Origin of the sequence: Dyadobacter sp. CY351 (assembly GCF_021502625.1) — a bacterium.
GTDB classification, from domain to species: Bacteria; Bacteroidota; Bacteroidia; order Cytophagales; family Spirosomataceae; genus Dyadobacter; species Dyadobacter chenhuakuii.
The window spans coordinates 49,974-75,714 of sequence record NZ_JAKFFU010000009.1; the positions used below are offsets into that span (position 1 = coordinate 49,974).

23 protein-coding genes are annotated in these 25,741 nt (G+C 46.9%); 4 read left to right on the top strand and 19 right to left on the bottom strand.

Annotated features, from left to right (window positions below):
- Positions 1-131 precede the first annotated feature (131 nt).
- The 4 genes from L0660_RS17300 to L0660_RS17315 all read left to right on the top strand — a co-directional run bounded on the left by L0660_RS17300 (position 132) and on the right by L0660_RS17315 (position 6,677).
- Positions 132-1,547 carry a TolC family protein gene (locus L0660_RS17300; RefSeq protein WP_235160517.1) on the top strand — a complete coding sequence of 472 codons (1,416 nt, stop codon included), beginning with the start codon at positions 132-134 and terminating at the stop codon, positions 1,545-1,547.
- Between the two features lie 14 nt (positions 1,548-1,561).
- A complete protein-coding gene (locus tag L0660_RS17305; RefSeq protein ID WP_235160518.1) occupies positions 1,562-5,920 on the top strand; it encodes an efflux RND transporter permease subunit in 4,359 nt (1,452 codons plus the stop codon).
- A gap of 86 nt (positions 5,921-6,006) precedes the next feature.
- Positions 6,007-6,300 (top strand): type II toxin-antitoxin system HigB family toxin, encoded by a 294-nt coding sequence (locus tag L0660_RS17310; RefSeq protein WP_235160519.1) that lies wholly within the window; start codon positions 6,007-6,009, stop codon positions 6,298-6,300.
- Complete coding sequence (locus L0660_RS17315; RefSeq protein ID WP_310587953.1) at positions 6,297-6,677, top strand: transcriptional regulator; 381 nt, start codon at positions 6,297-6,299, stop codon at positions 6,675-6,677. The genes L0660_RS17310 and L0660_RS17315 overlap by 4 nt, the downstream gene beginning before the upstream one ends.
- A 54-nt stretch (positions 6,678-6,731) precedes the next feature.
- Here L0660_RS17315 and L0660_RS17320 read toward each other — a convergent pair whose 3' ends face one another.
- The 19 genes from L0660_RS17320 to L0660_RS17410 form a co-directional block, all read right to left on the bottom strand.
- Entirely contained in the window at positions 6,732-7,307 is a 576-nt protein-coding gene (locus tag L0660_RS17320; protein WP_235160520.1) for a DUF4136 domain-containing protein, read from the bottom strand.
- A gap of 309 nt (positions 7,308-7,616) precedes the next feature.
- Positions 7,617-8,984, bottom strand: coding sequence for a Gfo/Idh/MocA family protein (locus L0660_RS17325; protein ID WP_233797499.1), 1,368 nt, complete (start codon positions 8,982-8,984; stop codon positions 7,617-7,619).
- Positions 8,985-9,081: 97 nt separating this feature from the next.
- Positions 9,082-9,288: a hypothetical protein gene (locus L0660_RS17330; protein WP_235160521.1), complete on the bottom strand. Its 207-nt coding sequence runs from the start codon at positions 9,286-9,288 to the stop codon at positions 9,082-9,084.
- Positions 9,285-9,737: a DUF6932 family protein gene (locus L0660_RS17335; RefSeq protein WP_235160522.1), complete on the bottom strand. Its 453-nt coding sequence runs from the start codon at positions 9,735-9,737 to the stop codon at positions 9,285-9,287. The genes L0660_RS17330 and L0660_RS17335 overlap by 4 nt, the downstream gene beginning before the upstream one ends.
- A 13-nt stretch (positions 9,738-9,750) precedes the next feature.
- Positions 9,751-10,698 (bottom strand): sugar ABC transporter substrate-binding protein, encoded by a 948-nt coding sequence (locus L0660_RS17340; protein ID WP_235160523.1) that lies wholly within the window; start codon positions 10,696-10,698, stop codon positions 9,751-9,753.
- 72 nt (positions 10,699-10,770) lie between these two features.
- A complete protein-coding gene (locus L0660_RS17345) occupies positions 10,771-11,718 on the bottom strand; it encodes an ABC transporter permease (protein WP_235160524.1) in 948 nt (315 codons plus the stop codon).
- A gap of 62 nt (positions 11,719-11,780) precedes the next feature.
- The gene (locus tag L0660_RS17350; RefSeq protein WP_235160525.1) at positions 11,781-13,283 is read right to left on the bottom strand and encodes a sugar ABC transporter ATP-binding protein; all 1,503 of its coding nucleotides are present in this window, start codon (positions 13,281-13,283) and stop codon (positions 11,781-11,783) included.
- A 198-nt stretch (positions 13,284-13,481) separates the two neighbouring features.
- Positions 13,482-14,642 (bottom strand): Gfo/Idh/MocA family protein, encoded by a 1,161-nt coding sequence (locus L0660_RS17355; RefSeq protein WP_233797505.1) that lies wholly within the window; start codon positions 14,640-14,642, stop codon positions 13,482-13,484.
- A 20-nt stretch (positions 14,643-14,662) separates the two neighbouring features.
- Positions 14,663-15,724 (bottom strand): sugar phosphate isomerase/epimerase, encoded by a 1,062-nt coding sequence (locus L0660_RS17360; RefSeq protein WP_235160526.1) that lies wholly within the window; start codon positions 15,722-15,724, stop codon positions 14,663-14,665.
- 18 nt (positions 15,725-15,742) lie between these two features.
- Positions 15,743-16,957 carry a class I mannose-6-phosphate isomerase gene (locus tag L0660_RS17365; RefSeq protein WP_235160527.1) on the bottom strand — a complete coding sequence of 405 codons (1,215 nt, stop codon included), beginning with the start codon at positions 16,955-16,957 and terminating at the stop codon, positions 15,743-15,745.
- Positions 16,958-17,248: 291 nt separating this feature from the next.
- Positions 17,249-18,331: an aldose 1-epimerase family protein gene (locus tag L0660_RS17370; RefSeq protein ID WP_235160528.1), complete on the bottom strand. Its 1,083-nt coding sequence runs from the start codon at positions 18,329-18,331 to the stop codon at positions 17,249-17,251.
- Between the two features lie 38 nt (positions 18,332-18,369).
- Positions 18,370-19,185 carry an alpha/beta fold hydrolase gene (locus tag L0660_RS17375; RefSeq protein ID WP_235160529.1) on the bottom strand — a complete coding sequence of 272 codons (816 nt, stop codon included), beginning with the start codon at positions 19,183-19,185 and terminating at the stop codon, positions 18,370-18,372.
- 4 nt (positions 19,186-19,189) lie between these two features.
- Positions 19,190-20,017: a sugar phosphate isomerase/epimerase gene (locus L0660_RS17380; RefSeq protein WP_235160530.1), complete on the bottom strand. Its 828-nt coding sequence runs from the start codon at positions 20,015-20,017 to the stop codon at positions 19,190-19,192.
- Between the two features lie 34 nt (positions 20,018-20,051).
- Positions 20,052-21,119, bottom strand: coding sequence for a ThuA domain-containing protein (locus tag L0660_RS17385; RefSeq protein ID WP_235160531.1), 1,068 nt, complete (start codon positions 21,117-21,119; stop codon positions 20,052-20,054).
- Between the two features lie 24 nt (positions 21,120-21,143).
- Positions 21,144-21,995, bottom strand: a complete 852-nt coding sequence (locus L0660_RS17390) for a sugar phosphate isomerase/epimerase (RefSeq protein WP_235160532.1) — start codon at positions 21,993-21,995, stop codon at positions 21,144-21,146.
- A 35-nt stretch (positions 21,996-22,030) separates the two neighbouring features.
- Complete coding sequence (locus tag L0660_RS17395) at positions 22,031-22,795, bottom strand: DUF1080 domain-containing protein (protein WP_235160533.1); 765 nt, start codon at positions 22,793-22,795, stop codon at positions 22,031-22,033.
- A 234-nt stretch (positions 22,796-23,029) separates the two neighbouring features.
- The gene (locus tag L0660_RS17400; RefSeq protein ID WP_233797513.1) at positions 23,030-23,584 is read right to left on the bottom strand and encodes a fasciclin domain-containing protein; all 555 of its coding nucleotides are present in this window, start codon (positions 23,582-23,584) and stop codon (positions 23,030-23,032) included.
- 289 nt (positions 23,585-23,873) lie between these two features.
- Positions 23,874-25,019: a glycoside hydrolase family 130 protein gene (locus L0660_RS17405; RefSeq protein ID WP_235160534.1), complete on the bottom strand. Its 1,146-nt coding sequence runs from the start codon at positions 25,017-25,019 to the stop codon at positions 23,874-23,876.
- A gap of 79 nt (positions 25,020-25,098) precedes the next feature.
- Positions 25,099-25,695: a YceI family protein gene (locus L0660_RS17410; RefSeq protein ID WP_026628689.1), complete on the bottom strand. Its 597-nt coding sequence runs from the start codon at positions 25,693-25,695 to the stop codon at positions 25,099-25,101.
- Positions 25,696-25,741 lie beyond the last annotated feature (46 nt).

Below are 25,741 nucleotides of genomic sequence, written 5' to 3' on the forward strand. Positions count from 1 at the left end.
ATGCGATTCTGGAAAAATTTAGGAGATAATATTTTGTCCTCAAATGGCTTAAAACAGCCATTTCTCCCAAATGTTTCCAGAATTGGCTCCTAGTTTCGTCCCAAAATATTGTTGGATTAACCCGTTATATCATGTTCATTCCTAGTTCAAAAAGGCTTTTTCAAGAAAAGCGGAAAACACCCGGCCTGGTTTTCCTGCTCGCCTTACTGATGTCAAGCGCCATATGCCATGCACAGCAAGTGAATTTACAGGAAATATTGCAGGAAGGCACTCAAAACTATCCTTTCCTGAAATCCAAACAGGCCGAAGTGCGCGGTGCAGAAATGCGGATTAAATCTGTCAAAACGGATTATCTCCCCACTTTTGTCGTTCAGGACCAGTATACATTTTCGACCAATAACAGTGTTGCAGGCTCATTCTGGGGCAATGAAGGGAGCGTCATTTCTCCTTCGGGCGGCATTCGTCCGGAAAACATTTATACGGGCACATTCGGCAGTTTCACCAGCGCACTTATAGACTGGCGTGTTTTTAATTTTGGAAAGGTTAAGGCCAATGTAAAAACCGCCAAAGCGGAGTTATCACGCAGCCAGGCCGATTATGAAAATGAGATTTTTCAGCATCAGGTCCGGATCGTGGACGCTTATCTGGTGCTGCTCATTAACCAGAAACTGGTGGAAGCGCAGCAGCAAAATCTCGAAAGAGCATTGGTTTTCAAGCAGGTTACGGATGCTGCGGTCGGCTCGGGCATGCGTCCCGGCGTAGACAGCTCGCTGGCCAGCGCCGAATTTGCCAAAGCTCAATTATTGTTATTAGAAAGTCAGCGTTCTAAAAAAGCGCAAGCACTTCGACTGGCGGAACTCACAGGCCAGCTGCGCGACAGCATTCAGGTCGATAGCATGGCCTTTTACTCCCAATTACCCGCCGCCAATTCCGAAACAGACTTTCTCAAAAACCCCGCTCTGCGTTTTTCTCAAAGCCAGATCGATGCTTCCCTTGCCAGGAGCAACGCCGTCCGCAAATCATTCCTTCCATCAATCTCGATTTTAGGATCGGGTTGGGCTCGTGGTTCGGGTGTTTCCAACAAGGATGATTCTTTCAAAACGGATTTTGGAAGCGGGGTAAATTACCAGGTTTACAATTATCTGTTTGGCGTTTCCACGCGCTGGAACCTCACCAACATTTTGCGGGTGCGTAACGATTACAAAAACGAACAGTTTCAGGTTGAGCGTTTTAAAGAACTTTATCAAACCCAGAAACTGCAACTCGACCGGCAATCGCGCGATGCGGAAATGCAGTTCCGGCTCGCTTTGGATCAGGCGCGTCTCACACCCGTCCAGCTAAATGCAGCGCAAGGCGCTTTTAATCAGGCACAAGCACGCTACGAAAGCGGCCTAACCGACTTATTTACATTGGCGCAAAGTGTAAATGCGCTTAACCGCGCCGAAGTGGACAAATTCGTCACGAATGGAAACGCCTGGCGGGCGCTGCTGATGCAGGCCGCCGCCGCCGGAGACCTGTCCATTTTCCTTAATCAGATCGCCCAATAAATCAATAATTCACTATGTATCAACTCATTCGAACCGCATTGCGGCAGCCTATATCCATTGTGGTGGTGGTGATCGGAATTTTGTTTTTCTCCATTCTCTCCATCCGCAGCATTCCCGTCGATATTTTTCCAAACCTGGATTTGCCCACCATTTACGTGGTGCAGCCTTACGGCGGCATGGCGCCCGACCAGATGGACGGCTTTATCGCTACGCGTTACCAGGATCACTTTCTGTACGTTTCCGGCATCCGGGATGTGGATGTGAAAACGATTCAGGGGCTTTCTCTGATCAAATTATCATTCTATCCGGGCACGGATATGGCGCAGGCGGCGGCGGAAGTTGCCAACAATGTTTCGCGGGCAAAAGCATACATGCCCGAAGGAACCGTTCCCCCGCAAGTCGTGCGTTTTGACGCCAGTTCTGTCCCCATCGGACAAATGGTTTTCGAAAGCTCATCCCGCTCATTGAACGAAATACAGGATTTTGCCTCGTCCCGGGTGCGGCCCATGTTCAGCCGCATTGAAGGCGTTTCCAGCCCGCCGCCATTTGGCGGAAACCAGCGCACGATCGTAATCCGCGTTGATCCTGAGCGCATTCGGAGTTATCATTTAACGCCGGAAGAGATTATTAAATCCATTGTCACTAATAACCAACCTTCTCCTGCGGGTAACATCCGCATGGGCGACAAAACATTGATGACGCCGGTCAACTCGCTCATTAAGCAACCCGAGGACTTCCTGAACATTCCCATCCGCATCGGCGCCGGACCGACCGTTTTCGTGCGCGACGTAGGAACCGTAGAAGATGGCGCCGATGTGACGGTAAGTTATGCATTGATCAATGGCCGCCGTGCGGTCTATATCCCGGTTGTAAAAAAATCGGATGCTTCAACATTGGATGTGGTGAACAACATTCGCGCCGCTTTGCCGCAATTACGCAATGCGGTTCCCGAGGACGTGAAGATTTCCTATGAATTTGACCAATCCGTTTATGTGACCAATTCTTTGAAAAGCTTGATTACCGAAGGGATTTTAGGTGCCTTACTGACGGGTCTGATGGTGCTTTTATTCCTGAGGGACTGGCGGAGTGTGATCATCGTAATTGTCACGATCCCCATCTCGATTTTGTCCGCTGTGATTTTGATGAATCTGTTTGGTCAAACAATCAACATTATGACATTGAGCGGGTTAGCATTGGCGATCGGCGTCTTGGTGGATCAGGCAACGGTGACGATTGAGAACATTCACCAGCACCAGGAAATGGGTAAGCCCAAGGAACAGGCGATTTGGGATGCTTGTAAGGAGATTGCTTTTCCTGAATTCCTCATTCTGTTAGCTATTCTGGCCGTTTTTGCTCCGTCGTTTGTCATGAGCGGCATTCCGAGATCCATGTTTTTGCCGCTTTCGCTCGCAGTTGGTTTTGCGATGATCGCTTCATTTTTGTTATCCCAAACATTGGTTCCGGTCTTGGCCAACTGGCTTTTGAAAGATCACCCGCATCATGAAGCGCCTACATTGGCTCTTGATCAAAAAGAAATTGACGATGTGATCGAAGAAGGTGCGCATCCATCGTTGCCGCCAAAAGGTTTTGAAAAATTTAAATTGAAATACATTGATTTCCTCAGCGGCATCATGCGCAAAGGAAAGCTGGTGGTTCCCGTTTATCTGATCGGAGCAGTGGCATTGATCGTCGGCGGATTTTTCCTGATCGGGACGGATATCTTACCAAAAGCAAACAGCCATCAATTCCAGATGCGCCTGCGCATTGCAGACGGAACGCGCGTGGAGCGCACCGAGCAGGCGACATTGAAGGTTTTGAATTTAATCAAATCGGAAGTGGGCAAAGAGCATGTGGAGATTTCCTCGGCATATGTCGGCACGGTCCCTTCCAGCTATGGAACTTCCAACATTTTTGTGTTCAACAGCGGGCCGCACGAGGCCGTTTTGCAGGTATCGCTGCGGGAAGATTTTCCTGTTAAAATGGATGCATTGAAGGAAAAACTGCGTGAACGCATTGGAAAAGAAATCCCTGCATTGAAAATTTCATTCGAACCCATTGAGCTTGTCGACAAGATCATGAGCCAGGGAGCCTCGACGCCGATTGAGGTTAGCGTTGCTGCGAAGGACGTTGAAGAAGCAGGAAGATTTGCCAAGAAAATTCAAAAGGAAATGCAACACATTGCATTCCTGAGGGACGTTGAAATTGCTCAGCCACTCGAATATCCGGTGCTGAATGTGGAAATCAACCGTGAAAGAGCGGGTCAGCTGGGCATAACCTCCACCCAGGTCGCCAGATCCATGGTTGCAGCCACCTCATCCAGCCGTTTTACAGACAAAAATCTGTGGCTGGACGATGCAAAGGGATTGGCTTATCAAGTCCAGGTTCAAATCCCTGAATATCAGATGACCTCTGTTGAAGACATTGGAACAATCCCTTTGAAAACCGGCGTCAGCAACCCCCTATTAGCAGACGTTGCCACTTTTTCAGAAAAAACAGCCCCCGGCGAATACGACCGCGCCGGCCCGAACCGTCTGGTAACGGTCACAGCGAACATTCACAAAAAAGATTTGGGCGCGGCCACAAAAGCAGTGCAAACGGCCATTAAGAATGCGGGAGAGCCTCCGCGTGGTGTTTTGGTTGAACTAAAAGGACAATCTAACCTGCTCACCGAGACATTAGGCAGCTTGCAAGTGGGCCTTGTCATCGCGATTGTGATCATGTTCCTGTTGCTTTCGGCAACTTACCAATCCTTCAAATTATCATTAGTCGTGCTTTCAACGATCCCTGCGGTAGTTGTTGGGTCCATTGGGCTGCTGCTCATCACCGGCGCCACATTGAATCTCCAATCTTATATGGGCTTGATTATGTCTGTCGGCGTCTCCGTGGCGAATGCAATTTTAATGGTGACCAATGCCGAAAACCTGCGTTTGCAGCTCAATGACTCGCATAAGGCAGTGATTTTAGCTGCCGGAAGCAGGATACGGCCCATTCTGATGACCAGCATCGCGATGATCGCCGGAATGATCCCGATGGCCTCCGGCATGGGCGAAGGCGGCGACCAGATCGCACCGCTCGGACAAGCTGTAATCGGAGGACTTATCGCATCTACATTGGCATCGCTGCTCATTCTTCCGGCCGTTTTCACAATGGTCCAGAAAAAAGCATCCATTCAATCATTATCACTCGATCCGGAAGATCCGGAAAGCAATTTTTTCCGCAAACAACTTCAAACTTCCCTTTCTATGAACACCTTGAAATCGTTTTTAATTATTGGAATGCTGTCTTTTAGCATTATGTCGTGCAGTTCGGAGGCCGAAACGACGGAGCATAAAGAGCAAAAAGCAGAGAAGGAACCTGCGGTGGAAATGGCCGCCGTGCAAAGCCTGAAACCCGCTAAACACCTGACATTACCCGGCGAATTGAAGCCCTGGAACAAGGTCAGCATTCATCCGAAAGTAAAGGGTTTTGTAAAAACGGTTCATGTGGATCGCGGAACAATGGTGCTTAAAGGGCAGATCCTGGCAACGCTCGAAGCGCCGGAAGTGTTGTCGGAACTAAGCCAGGCCAAAGCGCAGCTGCTCGCTTCCGAAGCGGCGTTACACGAAAGTCAGACCAAATTCCAGACCAGTTCCATGACCTATAACCGCCTTTTGCGCACCAACAAAACCCAGGGCGCCGTTTCACTCAACGAACTGGATGTTGCCAAAGCACGCTCCATCACCGACAGCTCGGCAGTGGCTATGGCCCAGGGAAATGTGCAAGCCGCGCGCTCTTATATGGAAACAAAATCACAACTAGCTAAATATCTGACCGTTACAGCGCCCTTCGACGGCATCATTACAGAGCGGAACATCAGCCCGGGTGCATTGGTAGGACCAGGCGAAAGCGGCGCAAAACCGTTATTCATCCTGGAAGACAACACAAAATTGCGCTTAACCCTGGCGATCCCTGAAAACCTGTCGAATGCAATCCCTTCCAAAGGCGAGATCGCCTTCACCGTTTCAGCAAGCCCTGAAAAGCAATACAAAGGCATTTACGCCAGAAGTTCGCGAACATTATCCGAAGAAAACCGCTCCATGATGACCGAATTTGACGTCGATAACCGCTCCAACGAACTCAAAGCCGGCATGTACGCCCAGGTTTCACTCAATTCAGCCCGCACCACCAACACCCTATTTGTCCCGACCTCCGCCGTAGTCTATTCCAGCGAACAAGTCTTCGTCATCCGCGAAAAAGACAAAAAAGCAGAATGGGTTCCTGTGAAGCGCGGAACCGTCGTGGATTCTCTGGTAGAAGTGTTTGGTGACCTCCATGCAGGCGATCCGATTGTGAAGAAGGCCTCGGAAGAGTTTCGGAATGGGGAGGCTTTGTAAAAACCTAAAATGAATAAATATAGGATCAAGAGTTGCCACTATGACAACTTTTGATCCTATATTTGTGTTTCAACGATACACACAAGATGAATGTTATCAGTTTCAAGATATTAAGAGAATTCTATACCACGCACTCCGATTCCAAAACTTATTTGACATCATGGTTCAAGACGGTCAGAAAAGCGGATTGGAAAGACTTCAATGCAGTTAAAAATGATTTCAGAAGCGTTGACCTAATAGCAGACAACAGATTGATATTTAATATTAAAGGCAATCATTACCGCCTGATCGCCAGGATCAACTTCGAGCATCAACGGATTATGATCAAATGGATCGGCACACATGCTGATTACGACAAGATAAACGCGGGAACGATATGAAGCACATGGAATTAAAATTGATTGAAACGGAGAAAGAATACAACAATGCAATCGCACGCATTGATGAACTCTTTGATGCTCCCCAAGCCAGTAAGGAAGCGAAGGAATTGGATCTGCTGGTGCTGTTGGTCAACAAATATGAGCAGGAAAATTTTCCCATTGAGGAGCCGGATCCCATTGAATATATAAAAATCCGAATGGAGGAAATGGGTTTGAAAGCAACTGATCTTGTGCCTTATATGGGGAATAAGGGCAATGTATCCCGGGTGCTGAATCGCAAACGAGGCTTGTCAATTGAAATGATTCGTAATCTGCACAAAGGCCTAGGATTTCCGCTCGACGTCCTGATCTCCGAACCAAAACTTACACCGGCATAAAACGAAAAGAGCAGCGATCGCTGCTCTTTTCGTTTTCACACCCAAGAATGATTATTAATTCCTGCTATACGTATCTGACGTAGCCTGCGGGAAAGTCCTCAGAATGTCCGTCATGGTGTTTTTTACCATTGTTTCTCGGTCTTCTTTTTTGGTAGGGGCTTTCACTTTTCCGGATGCCCAGCCTTGCCAAACCATACGGTCGCTGTTTTTCTGATAAATGTTCAGGATAAAACGGCTTTCCTGATAGTTGTAGGTCGAAATGTTGTTTCCGCCTCCGTACCACCACATATAAGGTGAATACATGTTATTGGAACGCACTTGCTGACGGTCTTTTACGTCCGTCATAAACCTTACAATGATGTCGGGATTTTTGGTGTCCATTTTATATCCTTTGGCCTCCATCACTTCCACAACCGCATCTCCAAGCCTTCTTCTGTTCAATTCACTTCCCAAAAGCGGGTCCGTTTCCATGTTGTGTTCGGCCTCCACTTTAAAGGTTTTAAATTGTTTTAAATTAACAGACGAATCGTAATCGTAACTTGTCTGCAGCGCCTGGCTGCATCCCATCATTAAGAGCCCCGCAACGACCACCGCAGCGGTGGACTTCATCAACTTCACTATGGTTTTCATGTTTGTTTGAACGTTTAGTTATTGTATTAATCTGACAGTCTCCGAGGGCAAAAGTTTAATTGTTCGGATAACAATATCATATAAACTATAAACAAATTCTTTTGGTATATAAGTTTAAAAAAATCATTTTTTCATACTAAAAAAAGTGCCTTAGGAGTGCACAGAAAGCGATGCAAACGTTTGCACAACCTCCCTACTAAACGTAAGACTCGCACGCATTAAAAATGGTTGTAAAACAAAAAAGCGCCCGGGTTGAGCCGGACGCGATGCACTGGGAATTTATAGGGACCACAAACTTTTATTGCAGGGCTAAACTTTCTTATAATCCGGATGCTTGTACGGATCCCGATACGGGCGGGCCAAAAGCGCATTCGCTTCCCTATCCCCTACAATTTCGCGTTTTACCGGATCATAAACAATGGGTCGCCCGGTTTTCATGGAAAGATTTGCGAGAATGCAGCTGGCAGTTGAAATATGTCCCTCTTCAATGTCGGCAACGGGCTTACTGCTGTTGTCGATCGCACTCAAAAAGTCGAGCATATGGAGCCTTGTAGCGGGTGCTGCATTAAGCTCAATGGCCTTTTCCGTCACATCTTCCGGGTATTTCTCTTTTTCAAAAACCACATCTTTATGAATTTTCTCACCTTTGCCGTTGGGAATGAAATCATAGGCCATTGTACTTGCCCATAATGTTCCTTTTTCGCCATATAAAGTGAATGACCACGGATAATCGGGATTATTAGGCGTTCCCCAGGTGCGGTGCTGCCATACGCAATTCAGCTCATCATATTCAAAAATCGCCGATTGCGTATCTGAAATATTGGATTTCCCTTCTTTTTGGACATAAATGCCGCCCGTCGAGCTGATTTTTTTAGGCCAACCTAGTTTGAGCATCCAGCGCACCGTGTCAAACATATGCACGCACATATCTCCCGTAATGCCATTTCCATATTCCATAAATGTCCTCCACCAGCGCACGTGCGGCAGGCCATCATAAGGCCTCAGCGGAGCCGGGCCCGTCCATTTCTCATAATCCAGAAAATCAGGCACAGCCTCCACCGGCGGATTGCCATTATTCCGCATATGGAAATAACAGCACATCTCAACGTGTGAGATTTTACCCAGCAGCCCAGCGTCAACAATGTTCTTTTTCGCGTCGATCAAATGCGGCGTGCTTTTCCGCTGTGTCCCCACCTGAACCACTTTTTTATACTTTCTTGCCGCAGCCACCATCGCCTCCCCCTCCATCACATCTACACTAATCGGCTTCTGCACATACACGTGCGCGCCTGCTTTCACAGCATCGATCATCTGCAACGCATGCCAATGATCCGGCGTGCCGATGAGGACAATGTCCATTTCATTCTCAGCCAGCATTTTCTGGTAATCGGCATAAAGCTTCGGCGTCTTCCCCGATTTCTGCCGCTGACTCACGAGTTTCCCCGCTTCATTCAACTGATTTTTATCCACATCACAAAGCGCCAGCACCTCCACCGGAGCCACCTGAATCAACCGGAATAAATCACTTTTTCCATACCATCCTGTCCCAATAAGCCCCACCCGAAGCGTTTTGGCAGGATTAATAAGATCCATTCCCCTCGCCCCAAATGTAGAAAGCGCCAGCGCCGCTGTAGCACCATGCAAAAAATGTCGGCGATTGATATTGAAGTTATTCATTGATTGAATGGTTGGTTTAGGAATAAAAAAAGCGCCAGAGTTCTCTGACGCTACTATAAAGATTTTTTTCGGCATTGTTTACTTCAAGCAGACCTATTTAAGCTGCCAAACTTACCCTAATGTCCATTTCGGCTAAAAGTTCAAGCAAATGCTCGGTTAATTGCCTCTTAAAATCAGAAAACTGATTGACAGCCAGCTCATCAGGATTGTCCTGTGCATTGTGTCTTGCTATCGATGCGTTTGCGCGAGCGATTTTTTCCAGTGTGATTTGAATTTCGCTTTGAAGCTGATCGTATTGTTTCATAGTTCAATGCTGATTTTCAGTATTCCTTTCTTTCTGTTTTGGCGGTCTCTTGAAAAGAAGAATTGCCAGTCCAGTTTATCAAAGTTAGTTAAAAAGTAATTTGGATCATCGTGCGGGTAAACCTTTACAAAGTAAACGTCCAGCAGTGGGAAATTTTGTCTAAGCACCGCCAGATTAACTTCATGTCGCTGATAATCTGCACCCTCTAAAAAACAGATCAGATCCATATCGTTCGGATTCGTTTTTGTGCTTGCAAACGATCCATCTATCCAAACTTCAAGGTGCCTGACTCCAATTGCACTAATTTCCGCAACAAGCTTTTTGAACTCGATGAAGATGTCTGCCCTTTTCATACTAAAAACGAAGAACTCTTCTAAATGTGTCCAATCCACCTCAATGATATCGTAAGGGACCAGATAACCATTATCATCAAAATCCAGAATGCTCATTTAATTTTGTTTATCACTTCAAATACTCCCCAACATTCTCCTTCGTCACCAACTGAAACGGAATCAAAACCTCCCTTTCAAACTGTTCCTTCTTAGCAGCTTTCACAGCTATTTCAATGGCTTTACTGCCTTGTTGCTGAGCATTCTGGAAGATTGTAGCATTCAAAGCTCCCTTTTTAACAGACTGCAAAGCATCCGGAATTGCGTCTACACTTATGACGATTACTTTATCTTTCGATCCAGCAGCTTCAAGGGCTTTAACAGCTCCCATCCCCATTTCGTCGTTATGAGCGAAGACGGCGTTGATTTTTGAGCCGTAGGATTGTATCCAGTTTTCCATTAATGACATTGCTTTTGCGCGGTCCCATTCGCCGGTTTGTTCGGCAAGAAGCTTCATGCCTGGATTGGCTTTCAATATTTCTTTCGCGCCATTGTCGCGTTTGATTTGTGCGGCCTGACCCATGAAGCCATGCATAATCAGCACATTTCCTTGGCCACCCAGTTTTTCTGCCAGATATTTCATGGCTATCCTTGCAGATTCCGTGTCATCCGAGCCCACAAACGCAGTTGGTTTTGCAGATGTTTCAGAGTTGACATTGATAATGGGAATGTTTGCATCCATAGCAAGCTTTACAGCCGGTGAACTGGCTTCCACTTCGCAAGGGTTCATAATGATCGCGTCTACGCCCTGGGCTATAAAACTTTCAACTTGTTCTACTTGCTTCAATGCGGAGCGTTCGGCGTCTACGGTAATGAGTTCAACGCCCAGCTCTTTGGCCTTGGCTTCCATTTCGTCGCTTACATTGACGATGAATTCGTTTTGCATGCTTAGCATGGTTGCGCCGACGACAAGCTTTTTGTCGGAACCGCTTTCGCCGTCTTCACTTTTTCCGGATTGGTTGCAGCTGGCAATGGTAAGTGCTAAAGCTGCCAGCAGGACGTATTTTGTAGATTTGATCATTGTATTTTAATTCAAACTAAACCTTCGATTTAACTGTAAATACTCGGATTTGACTAAACAGTGCGCTTCTTGCTAGCGATCCTTCTTACCCATGCTATCCAGCACCACAGCGCCTATGATGATAATTCCCATCACAACCTGCTGGTAATAAGACGTCACATTCAACAAATCCAGACTATTACTAATCACACCGATCAGCAATGCGCCGATTAATGTGCCCGTCATGGTGCCGGTGCCGCCGGATGTGCTCGTGCCGCCAATGATGGCTGCGGCGATAGCGTCAAGTTCAAAACCTGCTCCGGCATTTGGCTGGCCGGTTGTGATCCGGGAAGTGAGTAAGATGCCGCCCACAGCAGAAAGCAGGCCGCAAAGCGTATATACCCACATTTTGACATTGGTGACGTCGATGCCCGATGCCCGCGCTGCTGGCTCATTCCCGCCTACTGCGTACATGTAGCGACCGAGGACGGTTTTATTTAAAATAATGGAGCAGATGATGAAGGCGATGATCAGGATAATGATCGGGAACGGAATGCCGAAAAGATTACCGCCGCCTATGAAGTTGAAGGAATCGGATAAATTGGATATCGGCCTTCCTTTACTTAAAATCAATGCTAAACCACGGCCTATGGTCATGGTGCCGAGGGTCACGATGAAGGGCGGCACTTTGCTTTTTGTAATGACAAAACCATTAAATGCCCCGAAAAAGAGACCTGCGCCTAAGCCCGCCAGCAAAGGCACAAGCAAAGGATAAGTGTCCGGATGCGCGAACATGGCTGCGGTAACGCCCGCAACGGCGACCATAGAGCCGAGCGAAAGGTCGATGCCGCCGGTAATGATGACGAATGTGACGCCGAAAGCAAGCAATGCGTTGATAGAAACCTGCGTTCCGATGATCATAAGATTGGAAACCGTAAAAAATCTTGGTGTGCTGAATGCCAGTGCGAGGCATATCAATGTAAAGGCCAGGAAAATGCCGTATTGACTGAATTTATTAAGGCGGGTTGGGAGAATGTTCATGTTTACTTCGGGAATCGGCTTTCGGCCATCGCTGTTTTTAATGTTTGTCAGTAATCAAAAGCCTATGCAACCGCGTATTTCATAATTAATTCCTGTGTCGCCTCTTCCCTTGAAAGAATGGCCGTTTGTTTGCCTTTTGATAAAACCAGAATCCGGTCACTCATTCCCAGGATCTCAGGCAATTCGGAGGAGATCATGATAATGGCAATTCCTTTGTCGGCGAGATTTCGGATGAGTTTGTATATTTCAAATTTCGCCCCTACGTCCACGCCGCGAGTCGGTTCGTCTAGAATAATGATCTCGGGAGAAGCCAGTAACACTTTTCCTATGACGACTTTTTGCTGATTGCCGCCGCTCAGGTAAGTGACTTTCTGGTTCATATCAGCGGTTTTAATGCGCAGATCAGCGATCATTTGTTCGGTGGATGCTTTCTCGCTGTTTGTATTGATGAAAATCCCATTTCGATGCCGGTTCATGCTGGCTAATGTGGTGTTGTCTTTCACCGACATGCCCGGAATAAAACCCAGGCCCTTGCGATCTTCGCTTACATAGCCAATGCCGTTTTCAATGGCCTGCCGCGGGGTTTTATTGACGACTGATTTGTTCTTAATGATAATTTCGCCGCCATCCAGTTTATCCAAACCAAAAATCACCCGTGCAATTTCGGTTCGCCCGGCGCCCATTAGTCCTGCAAACCCCAATATTTCTCCTGCATGAACTTCAAAATTGATATCTGTAAACTGATCCTTTTTGCTCAAACCCTTCACTGAAATCGCCAGATCACCTTTTGCATGATTGGACTCCGGAAACATATGCTTGATTTCCCTCCCGACCATCATCGAAATAAGCGATTGCTTATCCAACTCGGAAGCGTTTTTAGTGGCAATGTATTTTCCGTCTCGCAAGACGGTTATGGTGTCCGAAATCTGGAAGATCTCGTCCAACTTGTGTGAGATGTAAATAATGGCGACTCCCTTTGCTTTCAGGTCTTTAATGATCTTGAAAAGTGTATCAACTTCCTTATCAGAAATGGCCGAGGTCGGCTCGTCCATAATGATCACTTTTGCATTATTTGAAATCGCTTTTGCGATCTCGACCATCTGCATTTGAGCAACACTTAAATGCTTTATTTTGGATTTAGGATTAATGTTGACGCCCATTTCATCCAGTAAGGTCGCCGCTTTTCTGTCAATGGAAGTGTCATTCAACCAGCCGGATGTCCAGCCTTTTCTTGCTAATATTTCTTTTTCTCTCCCTAAAAAAATATTTTGTGCAACAGTCAGTTCGGGAATGATCAGGATTTCCTGATGGATCATTGAAATGCCCTTTTTCAATGTGGCGCTGACTTTGCTATTCTTTAAATTTTGTTCTTCAAAAACAATTTCCCCTGAATCCGGTGCCAGCAAGCCGATCAGGATTTTCATAAAAGTAGATTTCCCAGCTCCATTCTCACCCATCAAAGCATGCACTTCTCCCCTTTTCAGCTCAAAATGAATATTATCCAATGCTTTTACACCGGAAAATGCTTTTGAGAGATTTGAGACTTTGAGGATTGTTCCCATCATTCTTTTTTAATCCCCCGGTTGAAACCGGGGGCAATATTTTGTTTTTTGGAATGTTGTTTTGATGATGAATGAAGAAGTCAAGAACATATACCGGATGCAAGACCCTCAAAAACAAAACATTGCCCGGGGTTTCAACCCCGGGCTTTATGATAAAATGAGAAATAAAATGGGATAGGACAGAATGAAATCTGATTTTAATTAGCCTTCCCAAGTCACATTGGTGTCTTTCCAGCTTTTTGATGCGGCCGAATCCAAAACTGCTTCGCAAACTTTCTGGGTTTCGTAAGCATCCTTGAATGTTGGACGGCACGGCTCATCGGTTTGCAGGCTTTCGAAAAAGTCGGCGGCTTGGTGGATGAATGAATGTTCGTAACCAATGCTCGTACCCGGAATCCACCAGCGCTTCATGTAAGGCTGGTCGCTGTCTGTTACCAAAATGGATCTCCAACCGCGGACGATGGATTCGTCACTGTGATCGAAGAATTCCAGACGGTTCAAATCGTGCAAATCCCAACGAATGGATGCATGCTCACCGTTGATTTCAAATGTATAAAGTGCCTTGTGGCCGCGTGCGTAACGCGTTGATTCGAAAAGGCCTAACGAACCGTTATCAAAGTGACAGTGGAAAATACAGGCGTCATCTATGCCCACTTTTTTCACTTCGCCGCTGGCTGAATGCACGCGTTCTTTGATAAATGTCTCGGTAACAGCCGAAACGTCCTTGATGCCGCCGTTGATCCACATCGCTGTGTCAATGCAATGTGCGAGCAGGTCACCCGTTACGCCGGAGCCGGCTGCGTCCACATCCAGTCGCCATGTTGCAGCGCCTCCTTGGGGAACATCAGGATTGATGGTCCAGTCTTGCAGAAAATTGGCACGATAATGGAAAATACGGCCTAGTTTGCCTGAATCGACGATTTGCTTTGCTAATGTTACGGCAGGAACGCGGCGATAATTATACCAAACTGTGTTTTTAACACCCGCTTTTTCAATGGCATCCACCATGGTTTTGGCTTCCTCCAATGTTCTTGCCAATGGTTTTTCGCAAAGGATCATTTTGCCCGCCGCAGCAGCCGCAATCGCGATTTCGGCATGCGTGTCATTGGGTGTGCAAATGTCGATTGCGTCAATGTCATCGCGCTCGATGATTTTTCTCCAATCCGTTTCGATGGATTCGTAACCCCACTGCTCAGCAAATGCACGCACTTTTTCTTCGTTACGCGAGCAAACTGCCTTTAAAACAGGGCGATATTCCAGCTCTGGGAAAAAGTCGCCGATTCTTTTATATCCATTGGAATGCGTGCGGCCCATTAGTCCGGTTCCGATCAGCGCGATCCTGATTTCTTTTTTATTTGACATATTCCTGAATTCAAATCGGGTTAAACGATGGGAGAAATAACTTTATCTTCCTGATACCAGCCATGCGCCTGACGCACTTTTATCAGCGCAGCAAGAATGTCATTCCAGGTTTGCTGGTTGGTCATCACCTCGTTCGGGAACATGCAGCCATCCCAGCAAATGTGACGAAATGCCTTGGTAATGTTGCCGTTTTCATCCCGCATCCAATATCCGGCGTCTTTTGTAATGTCCAATCTGCCGTTTGGATCGGTGGCCAGGCAGTGACGGCCCGTTTTATCGTGCGAACCTGTTCCGTGAACCGTTCCGTCGTTTTGTGCAACGTGGAAATCGAATGTATAAGGACGCAATTCAGCAGTCATCTTTTTCAAACCTTCTTCCAATGCAAAGCGGTCGCCCCACTGGAAATCAACTGGCAAAATGCGGTGTTCAGGTGCATTGTAACCCAGCAGATAAAGGAATGTATGCGACATATCAGCCTGGAAACCCATATTCGGACGATCAACAGCGTGCAGCGTGTCAAGCATGGCACGCCAGCTGTGCATTCCGCCCCAGCAGATTTCGCCTTCGGCAGCGATTTTTTCACCAAAATCAGCAGCCACGTCACAAGCGCGTCTGAATGTTTCAGCGATTTGCTTTGTGTTCGCAGCAGGATCAACAGCCCAAACTTCCGGCGAAGCAGCGGAGTCAACGCGGATTACGCCGCCTTCGCGAAGCCCGAGGTCACGCAGTTTTTTACCAAAAATGCAAGCCTGGCGCACCTGCTCTACAAATGTGTCCTTCGCCTCCTTAGTCCCCATTGCGGAACCTGCCCAGACATTCGCCACAAGGCTTCCTACTTCGAGGTTAAGGCCGCTCAGCTTTTCAGCCAGACGTTCCGCGCCGCCGTCCTGGTTCATATAAATACCAACATGCGGGTCAAAAAGACCTAAATCAACGCCGTCAAAACGAACGCCATTCACTTCCGCAGAGGCCGTTTTTTCAAGCATTGTATCAAAAGAAATAATCGGCTCTTCATCAGAACCTTTGCCCACAATCCCAGGCCATGTGGCATTGTGAAGCTTAGGATAATTATTTTCTGGCATGGTTTAAGAATTTATTGGTTAAAGAACTAAGTCAGGATTTCCCGGACCGAAGTGTTTCAAGATTACAATTGGATCTGTTTTGGAAGGATTGCTGATCACAACGCCTTCTGTTGCAGCTTTTTCAGTTACAAAAAACTCATCATTTGTCAATTGACCGTAGCGGATCAATGCGGGTGTTTCAATGTCCCACTCGCCTAGTTTGCCGTGGCCCTGCATCACGATCATTCCGTATGCGCCACCGTCTTTAATGGTTACGGTTTGACCGGGGAATACGGTCAATTCTTTGGCACTGTAAGCTTCGTTCTTGTAGCAAATCCAGTTTTCGCTATATCCTTCCGCTTCCATTTCGGCAACATCTTTCACCGGTTTCGGACGCATGAAATGTTTCTCCATCAAATTAGGATTGACATTCAAATCCCAGTCGATTACTTCCATCAACAAGTCGTAATCGCCAATTCTGTCTTGCGGGGTGCCTTTCCAAAGCAACTCCTCGGGAATAACGGCCTCGTTTACAAGCGATTGATACATCGCGAAAATGTCCGATGCTTTCTGGGGCTCATACGTGCACAAGCTACCCGGTGCGTGCAGCATGCCCGGAGGCACATCCCAGCCCGTACCCGGTTCCAAACGAAATGCCTGGGAGTAGTTCGTGATTTTATTGTCACCCTTGGTGAAGTTCATCAGACATTCCTTGATCTGCTCTTTGGTAGTTCCGGGAGCAATTCCAATAAATGTATAAGGAAAATCGCCACCGTGATTATTGAGCTGCGGCGGGAAATAGTAAGCTTCCGGCTTTCCGTTCTGGCCCACCATTGCGGCGTGCTCGTCTCTGTGGTGGATATGGTGCGGAAGCGGGCCCATATTGTCAAAAAACTTGGAATACATCGGCCAGCTTTTGTATTGATCCCAAAGTCTGTTACCAATAATTTCACCTTTCAGCGCTTCCACCGCATCCCGCAATGTGACTTTTTGAACGCCTGACTCATCTTCCAAAACAATCTGGCTCAAACCTTCATTTTCGCCTGTCAGCGGTCCATTCTCCGCGGGAGTAGTAGATGATAACCAGCGCTCATCGATACCGCCACGCTCTCCACCCAGTACATAATAATCGTCCGGATGTAATTTGATCCTGCGGCCGGGAACGCAAAATGAACGCGGCACCCAGGTGGGCGCCAAACGCAAAATCCCTTTTCCCTGCTCTAACGCCTTTTCAGCTATACTCGAAAGTCCCATTGTGGTTAATAAATTGGTTTAGTTATTAATAATAATATCAGTCTTTGTCAGTCTGTGACTTGCCTTTGTCAGCATGTGACTTGCCTCTCTAAGCCTGTGACTTGCCTTGTCAGCATGTGACTTGCCTCTGTCAGCCCGTGACTTGCCTTGTCGGCCAGTGACTTGCCTTGTCGGCCCGTGACTTGCCTTGTCGGCCGTGACTGCCTCTGTCAGCCTGAGCGGAGTCGAAGGCTAGCGAGACGCCTTCGTTAGTAGCGCGCCTTCGTCTCCGCTCAGGCTGACAGGGGTTGTTCATGCCACATTTACCTGCAATACAAACTCATCAATAATGCTTTTCTCCGTCATCACATTCAATTCAAGATCATAAACCTTCGTCTCCTCAGGCCCAATAAATATCAGCGTCTTATCCTCCCTCGCCTTCGCCTGACCCGTCAGCGGATGCGTGCTGGGTTCCAACCCGGTGACGTATTCACCTTTGCCCCAATGTTGCCAGTTAGCCATCCAGGGCAATTGTTCTTTTTTGAATTTTAATCCAACAGCCAGACCGATCTTTTCATTATAAAGTCCGCAAACGCTGTCTCCGAAAATATCCGCTTCAATGTCAACCAAAGCTACTTCTTCCCCGCTTCCGAGGTGATCTTCCAATGGTGCGGGGCATTTTTTGAAATCGTTTCCTTCTTTGAAAATCTTGGCATTTTCTTCGCCGTGCCTTGGATGCCATTTGCCTCTCCAAAGTATATCCGTTCCTTCGTCAGCCAGTGGCCAGCCGAAATTGAAATGATATAAAAGCATATGCGGAGACGGCGTGTTGCCTTTATTGGTAACCTCGTCATGAATGCGGATTCCGGGTTGTCCTAATGTTGCCGAAATGGTTCTTCGCAGTTCCAGACTTGGTCCAAATGGTTTTGTTTCCCTGATAATGCCGGTAATGCTCATTTGCAGCTTCCCAGCTCGTGGCTCGGGCTGAATGATAGACACAATTTCTGCGGGAGAATTGCTGATCAGACCGTGCAAACCTCTGTCTCCAAATTTGTCCGATTCCGGCCCGCCTACGTGTGTAAGGCCGCAAGTTGTGAGCAAGCCTCCGCCGAATGTTCTTAACCAATCAATTCCTTTATCAGAAAAAGGCTGCGGATAAGTGATGCCGCCGTGACTCAGCCAGGCCAGACTATGCTGATTATAAAATGCCTCGGCAATGTCCATCGCCCTGTCAATGACCACTTTAAAACGCAAACCTGCGCCGGTGTTAATCCAGGCAATGCGTGTTCCTCTTCCAGCGCCATTGTCGAGAACAGACGTTTCGATTCCGCCAATCTGCGCGTGATTGGATACTTTGTCTGTCCAGTCCTCATTTATATGCTCCGCACTTTCCATTTTGTATTAGGTCAATTCAAAAATAAAAAAGGCGCTAATCACCTCGTTTTAATGGGTTTTGAGAGAAAATCCCTCACTCTCTGGTTGAAATCATCCGTGTTTTCGAAGTGAAAAGCATGTCCGAGCTTGTCGTAAAGGAAAAGCTCAGCGTTCGGGATGCCATTTGCGACTTCCTCTGCCATCCAAACGGGCGTGAAAATGTCTTCCCGGCCTCCTATTACCAATGTTGGTTGATATATTTTTGCCAAATCGTTCAGCGCGTTGTGGTTAATGCAAGCGGCGGCCTGACCTTCCAGGCCGTGTAAAGGCTGTGGATAAGGATTTACGGCATCTTGTTTTCTACCCAATTCAAGCTCTTCATGCTTTCTGGGATCATCCCAGGAAGATTTTGAAAAAATTAATAATTGAATGTAAAGGCTAAATTCCTCGGGTATGAACCGCGCTTTGCTGTTCATAATGTGCTGGAACAAACCTTTCGCATATGCATCGCAGCGCGCCCAGGGACACATTAACACCAGTGATTTCACTTTTTTGGGATGCCGGATCGCGAGTTGCTGTGCAATGGTGCTGCCCATGGAGCAACCTACAACATTCACATTCTCCAATTCCAGCGAATCCAGCAGACCGGCGTAATCATCGGCCATTTGTTCGCTGGTGTATGCGCCTGCGGGTTTGTCGGTTTGCCCTACGCCCCTGTTATCGCCGATGATGCAGCGAAAATGGTGTTTCCAATCGGCCACATGCACATTCCAGACAGATCCGGGCGCGGTAATACCCATAATCAGCAAAAGCGGCTCGCCGGAGCCCCTTTCCTCGTAATACATGTTTATTCCGTTGGTTTTTATCGTTGGCATAATGCTATCTTAGTGCTGGGATCAGGTCGTTTTGGATCCAGTTACCGTCGTGGGTGGTGACGAAATCGGGATCTTCCAATGCTTCTTTTCCTTCGTCTTCACAAATGATCCAGCCGCTATAATTAATGTCTTTGAGCCATTGAGTTACGCCAAGCAAATCGACTTTTCCCTTACCCATTAATGTAAATTCAGGATTTCCGTCCCAATCTTTATAATGTACGTGGTTAATGAGCGACTGATATTCTTTCATTTTGGAAAGCGGGTCCATATCGCCGTTGATGATGTGGCCAACGTCCGGCGTCCAACCCGTAACCGATGCGTCCAGTCCTTCCAGCACGATCTTGTAATCTTCGGCTGTACGGATAATGGATGTGTGCGGGGAATTGGGATGGTAACTGCAAGGAACGCCTTTGTCTGCTGCCCGTCGTGAAACCGTGTTGACAATGTTCACAAGCCGCTTTTGGCGTTCGGCAATATCGTGGCGACCTGTTGGAATTTGCACTGTATTTAAAACCGCACCCGGAAAACGTTGCAAAATTTTGATTGCATGATCCGCCACTTCGCGTTCGCGTTCGGTTTCTTCTGCCTCATTCCAGTCTAATGCCAATGCCAATGCAGCCAGTTCAATGCCTTGTTCGTCCAACTTAGCTTCGAGCTTATCCGGATCGATCAAATCGCCCATCCAGGTGAAAATCGGTTGAATTCCCGTAAATCCGGCTTTCGAAATGACTTCAATCATGTGACCCAGCCGGCCTTGATGCGTTTGACCGTTGTTGCTCATAAACCAGGTGTAAACCTCTGATCCGAAGCGAAATGGAAGTGTTTGAGACATTAAATGCTGTTATTAATTTATATAAATCAAAAAATTACTTTGTCTTCTTTTTGACTATCTCGCCAGGCATAATGAGCGAGTCCCAACCTGCGAGGTCCGCAGGCTTGACATTGGCCTTATAACCGCTAAAATTGAATGTCGTAGGCTTGTAAGGTCCTACGAAAGCAATGTCATTGGAAGGCTTGATGTCCTTTTCCATGCCCATCGCCCAGAATGTTGCATTGAGCACCATGCGGCGGAAGCCTTCATTCAGCAAATCTTCGGAAGCACCGTGCGTGGTGGTGAATGAGCGGCCTTTTTTGCCACCTTCAACCTGATATTCCTTGATCCAGGCAACTGGAAGCAGTTCTTTGGTTTTGTCGGGCTCGGAAGTGGGCGTCATGCCGTTGAGCACCTGGCCTCTGGCGAGCACTGTTCCTTTCGGCTCGGCCGTGTAGCCGCCGGATTGCACCCATATATCCCGCACAGCAGTCATGATCGGGTTTGCTTCCTGCCCTTTTTCAATAATGATTTTGGAAGATTGCTTGTGGTTGGTGCCATAGTGGGAAACCCAGGTTTCACCGAGCACATATTCGCCGAAACCATCTTTCCAATTGGCCTTATCGCCTTTATAATCCCAGCTATAATGTGCCCATTTCGGATTATTTTTAATTTCAAAAGCGTGGGTGGAAGTCCGGAATGCTACGATCGGGCCGCCGCGCTTGACGTAATCGTCAATGTGTTGCATTTCCTTATCCGGAAAGCTGGCGAAGCGCATGAACATGACGAGCAGATCGGCTTTTTCCAGAACATTAAGGCCCTTAATGTTGGAGCCGCCTGGGAAAATGTTGCCTGCGGAATCGAGCGCGTAGACAACCGTGCAGGTGAAGCCGTAATTTTTAGCGAGTATTTTTGCCAATGCAGGCAGTGATTCTTCGCCGCGATATTCATGATCCGTCGCTATAAAAACAATGTTCTTTCCAGCGCCAGGACCCTTATCGCCTTTGTAAACGACCCGATACATTTCCGCATCAAAATCTTGCGCACGCACATTGGCTGTTTTAAGACAGAAAATAAAAGCGACAATGCTGGTCAGCAGCAAGGATTGAAGGACTTTATGCATGGTTCAGGAATATTTTTGTTTGGATCAAAGACCGTGTTTCAGGCTCATTTCGCGGATAAATTTGTAGCCATTCTCGGCAATGTCCCACGGATCTGAAAATTCACGCCATACGCCGATGGCATTGGCGAAATCCGGGTCGTTCCTTGAAAAAGCCTCAATCGTGAGCCAGCCCTGATATTTGATTGCTGCCAGGGAAGAAAATGCGTCGTCCCAAAGCACTTGTCCGTCGCCAGGCGTTCCGCGGTCATTTTCGCTGATATGCACGTGCGCCAGCACAGGCGCGATGGTTTGCAATGCTGTGAAATATTTTTTCTCCTCAATATTGGAATGGTGCGTATCGAACATGGCGCGCACATTGGGATGATCGGCTGCTTTCACCAGTTTAAGCAACTGCTCCATGGTGTTGCACAAATAGCATTCAAAACGGTTCAGCGCTTCCAGTGCGAATGTAATGTTGGCCTGAGCCGCATATTCTGCCGCAGCATTCAAAACTTCTCCTGCCAATGCATATTCCTGATCCTGAGCAGGTCGGTTCACGAAAACTGTATGCGCCGAGTGAAAGGGGCCACAAATGATCCTGGCATTCAGGTCATGTGCCCGGTCTACCGCCCATTTGATTTTATCCAAAGCCCTTTGTCGAACCTCCACCGACTCGCTTACCGGATTTTCATCCGCGCCAAGCGTCATTACCGCACTGGTTTCCAGGCCGATATCCTTAGTGTAATTTCCAACACGCTGGTAAGCAGCTGATTCCTGCGGGCCCAGATAAAATTCCGCTCCGTCGTAACCAATTCCTTTCAACCGGTCGAGTATGGGAAAAAGATCATCAGAAACCGCCGCCGTCCAGGCTAGCACATTAAATCCTATTTTATTCATTTTACTATCATTCCGGCCACTGCTGGCCATGTACGCTATTGTTTGATTCGCAAATCTTTATATTCCACTTTCATCGGCGGACCCACGTGAACCTGCACGCCAAGCAAGCCTTTCATTTTGCCATTAACCGTGTCATTATCAGTCACGTCGCTCATTAGCACGCCATTGATATAATGTTGCAGGCGGTTTCCTTTTGCAATAATGTGAAACTCATTCCAGTCTTCACTTTTGATCAATGTCTTCAAAGAATCAGACTTTCCTAATGAACCGGTCACTTCCAGGCCTGTCCATGCATTGCCTTTTACGCCGGCACGAACGGCTTCCGGTGTGTTCTCGCCTGTGTAAGGCTTGATTGTCGTTTTCTGGCCGCGATAAGCGAGCGTTGTTCTTTTGCGCTCTTCGTAATTCTGGCCTGTATAATTGTTTTTTCCATCGATATCGGCCTGGTAACCTTTCAATGCAAAAGGCACGTCTGTTAATTGCTCACTTCTGTAATTAACGCCTGAATTGCCGGCTGTTGCGATCTTCACCGAACCTTTTAATTCAAAATCTGCGGGCTCGCCGCCTTTCCAGATAATGAATGAATTTGTTTTTAAAAGGGTCTCCGGCGTAATTTCTCCTACAAGATTCCCGTTTTCCACTCTCCAGTATTTCGGATCACCGTCCCAGCCTTTTAATGATTTGCCATCAAAAATGGATACGAAGCCTTTTTCTTTCTTCTGGGCCACGCATGAAATCTGGCTTCCGATGCTCAATAAAACGGCCAGCATAAGCGCGGCGCTGATAAATCTGGAATTCATTGGGTTTGTATTTATAGGTTTAGTGACTTCTGAAAAATAGGCTTCCCTTACAACAACGGGATTTTTTTGTTAACTACTCTTAAAAAAGCAGAAAATAATATCCAAAAATTCCTAAAATTATCCGTCGCACTATCCTGTACTAACCTGCATGGGGCACAAAAAAAGGCGGGAAAGCCTAAGCTCTCCCGCCACATCACAACCACTCTACACAACCAAACTCACAAACTCAATTCATTAAGGCATCAAAACTGTGTCAATCACGTGGATCACGCCATTAGATTGATACACATCTGCGATGGTTACTTTTCCCTTGTTACCTTTTGCGTCAGTAACGATCAGGTCTTTTCCGTCCATGGAAAACGTAAGTTCAGCGCCTTGTGCTGTTTTTGCCATTGCTTTTCCTTTTCCGTCCTTGATCATTTTCGCAACTGATTTAGAATCAACTTTTCCAGGAATAACGTGGTAAGTCAAAACCGAAGTCAATGTTGCTTTGTTTTCTGGTTTCAAAAGATTGTCAACTGTTCCTGCTGGCAATGCGTCGAATGCTGCGTTAACCGGCGCGAAAACTGTGAATGGGCCTGTTCCTGACAATGTTTCAACCAATCCTGCTGCTTTTACAGCTGCAACCAATGTTGTATGGTCTTTTGAATTGACTGCGTTTTCGATAATGTTTTTGTTTGGATACATTTCTGCACCACCCACCATTTTAGATTTTTCCTGCGCAAATGCACCAAAAGCAGTCATTAAAGCCACTGCAAGAAAGCTTGTAAATTTCATCGACGTTTTCATAGGTAATAAGTTTGTTTTGTTTTATTACTCATATACGCCTTTACTCTTACAATGGATCGAACGGCAGAAATTAAACATTTGCGAGTGATACATGCAGCTTTGCAAGCCAGAATAGCAACGCAAATGCCAGCGGCATGAAATATTGGTAGCAAGAAGTTGCATGTGCAAGAAAATCCCGGCAGGGATGTAACGGCGTGAACAATGCCTGTCGTTACATCCCTGCCGGGATTTGCCATTTATCCGAAAAATTGTTTTTGCTACCAATATTTCGTCGCGCTGCGACTTGTCTTTACGGAAGCGGATCGCCGGGGGTTTTGGTTTTGGGGTCGTAGACAGCAACTCCTACGCGGGAGTCGGCGCAGCCGTAGTATAGGAGCCATTTGTTTTTGAAATAGACCATTCCTTCAATGAAAACGGTTCCCGCAACATATTGGCCGCTTTTTTCGAACGGTTCCATGGGCCGAAAGAAAGGAACGTCCAACCTGTCGAGCACTTTGGAAGGGTCATTTTTGTCAAATAAAACCTGACCTGCGCAGTAACTATTCGGCGTGAAACGCTTGTCGCCATCTTCGCCTTTGTCGTTTTTACCATTATATAAAAGGACAATCCCTTTTTCAGTAACAATGGCTGGCGGGCCGCATTCTGTTAAATTGCTGTCAAAGAAGCCTTTGCGCGGTGAAATCAGGTTGACCAGGTTTTCATTTTTGTCCACCAACGGCGTCCAGTTGATCAAGTCTGTGGAGGAAGCCAGGTTCACATTAGACTCGCCGAAATAAAGCCAGTATTTGCCATTGATCTTCGCAATCACCTGCTTATCACCGACCAGCTTGGTTACTATGGAGCCTGATTTTGACCAGATTTCATTGAATTTCCCATTGAATGCTTTTGTGAATGCAGGCCCGTGTTTTTCCCATTTCAACAAATCCCGTGAAGTCGCGATGCCGAGCCGCGCTTTGTCCTGGTTCCATTGTGTGTAAATGATCACATATAAACCGTCTTCGGTGACGGCCACGCGCGGATCTTCGCAGCCGCCCGGCCATTCGTTCTTTTTCTGGTTGTCCTCAGCTGGATATAAAACGGGTTCTTTGCGTCTTTTGAATGTAATTCCATCCTCGCTTTCAGCGTAACCCAGGCGCGAGGTGCGCTTTCCGATGGCTCTTCCGGCTTTATCTTCTGCACGATACAGGACAACGATTTTGCCGTTTTTAATTATCGCGGCGGGGTTGAATGTATCATTGGATTCCCAGTCAACCTGCTTTTTGTTCATGGGGCAGAAGAATGTGGACGTGGAATCGGGGGAAATGACAGGGTTTACGCCGGCCGGGCGCTGGAACCCGCCGAAGGTCCAGTCGGGAAGCTTGTTTTCTTTTTGGGCAAAAGCGTTTCCTGAGAGCAATAGCAAGCTGATGGAAAGCCCGGTAAAAAATCTTTTCATGGATATAGGTTGGTTAAAAAAAATCCGGCTCAAATGAATCGAGCCGGATTATACAAACTTTTCTTAAAATTACCTTATCTTATTTGTTCGCCACCAGGTTCACATCCAATGTAAAATCATTGTCGATCGCCTTATCTCCCAGGTTTTCGAAAAAGTTGGAAGAGCGGAATTTGATGTCGTATTTCGTACGGTCCACAGTTACTTTTGCAACAGCCGTCACTTTTTTGGCATCCGCCTTCACAGTTGCAGGAAATTTCACATCCTGAGTAATGCCTTTGATGGTCAATTTACCCGTTACATCATAAGCATCACCACCTTTTGGTGTAACAGAAGATATAACCAACTTAGCCTGAGGATGTTTCTCTACTGAGAAGAAATCATCACTTTTCAAGTGGCCGGTTAGTTTCCCGTTCATTTCTTTGTCGGTAACATCTGTAACAACCAATGATTTCACGTCGGCTACAAATGTTCCGCCTTTCAGCTTGTTACCATCAACGATCAGCGTTCCGCTTTCTACTGGCACACTGCCTGCGTGCGTTCCTGTCACTTTTTTAGCTCCCCAGGTTATTGTGCTGCTTTTTGTGTCAACGGTAAGTGTTTTGTCAGCAGCTTTTTTATCAGGGCCAGCCATTGCAGCGGCATTGAACAGCAAACCGGCAAAAACGAAAACAAACATTTTTTTCATAGTCATTCGATTGTTAAGTGGTAAAATTGATTTGTAA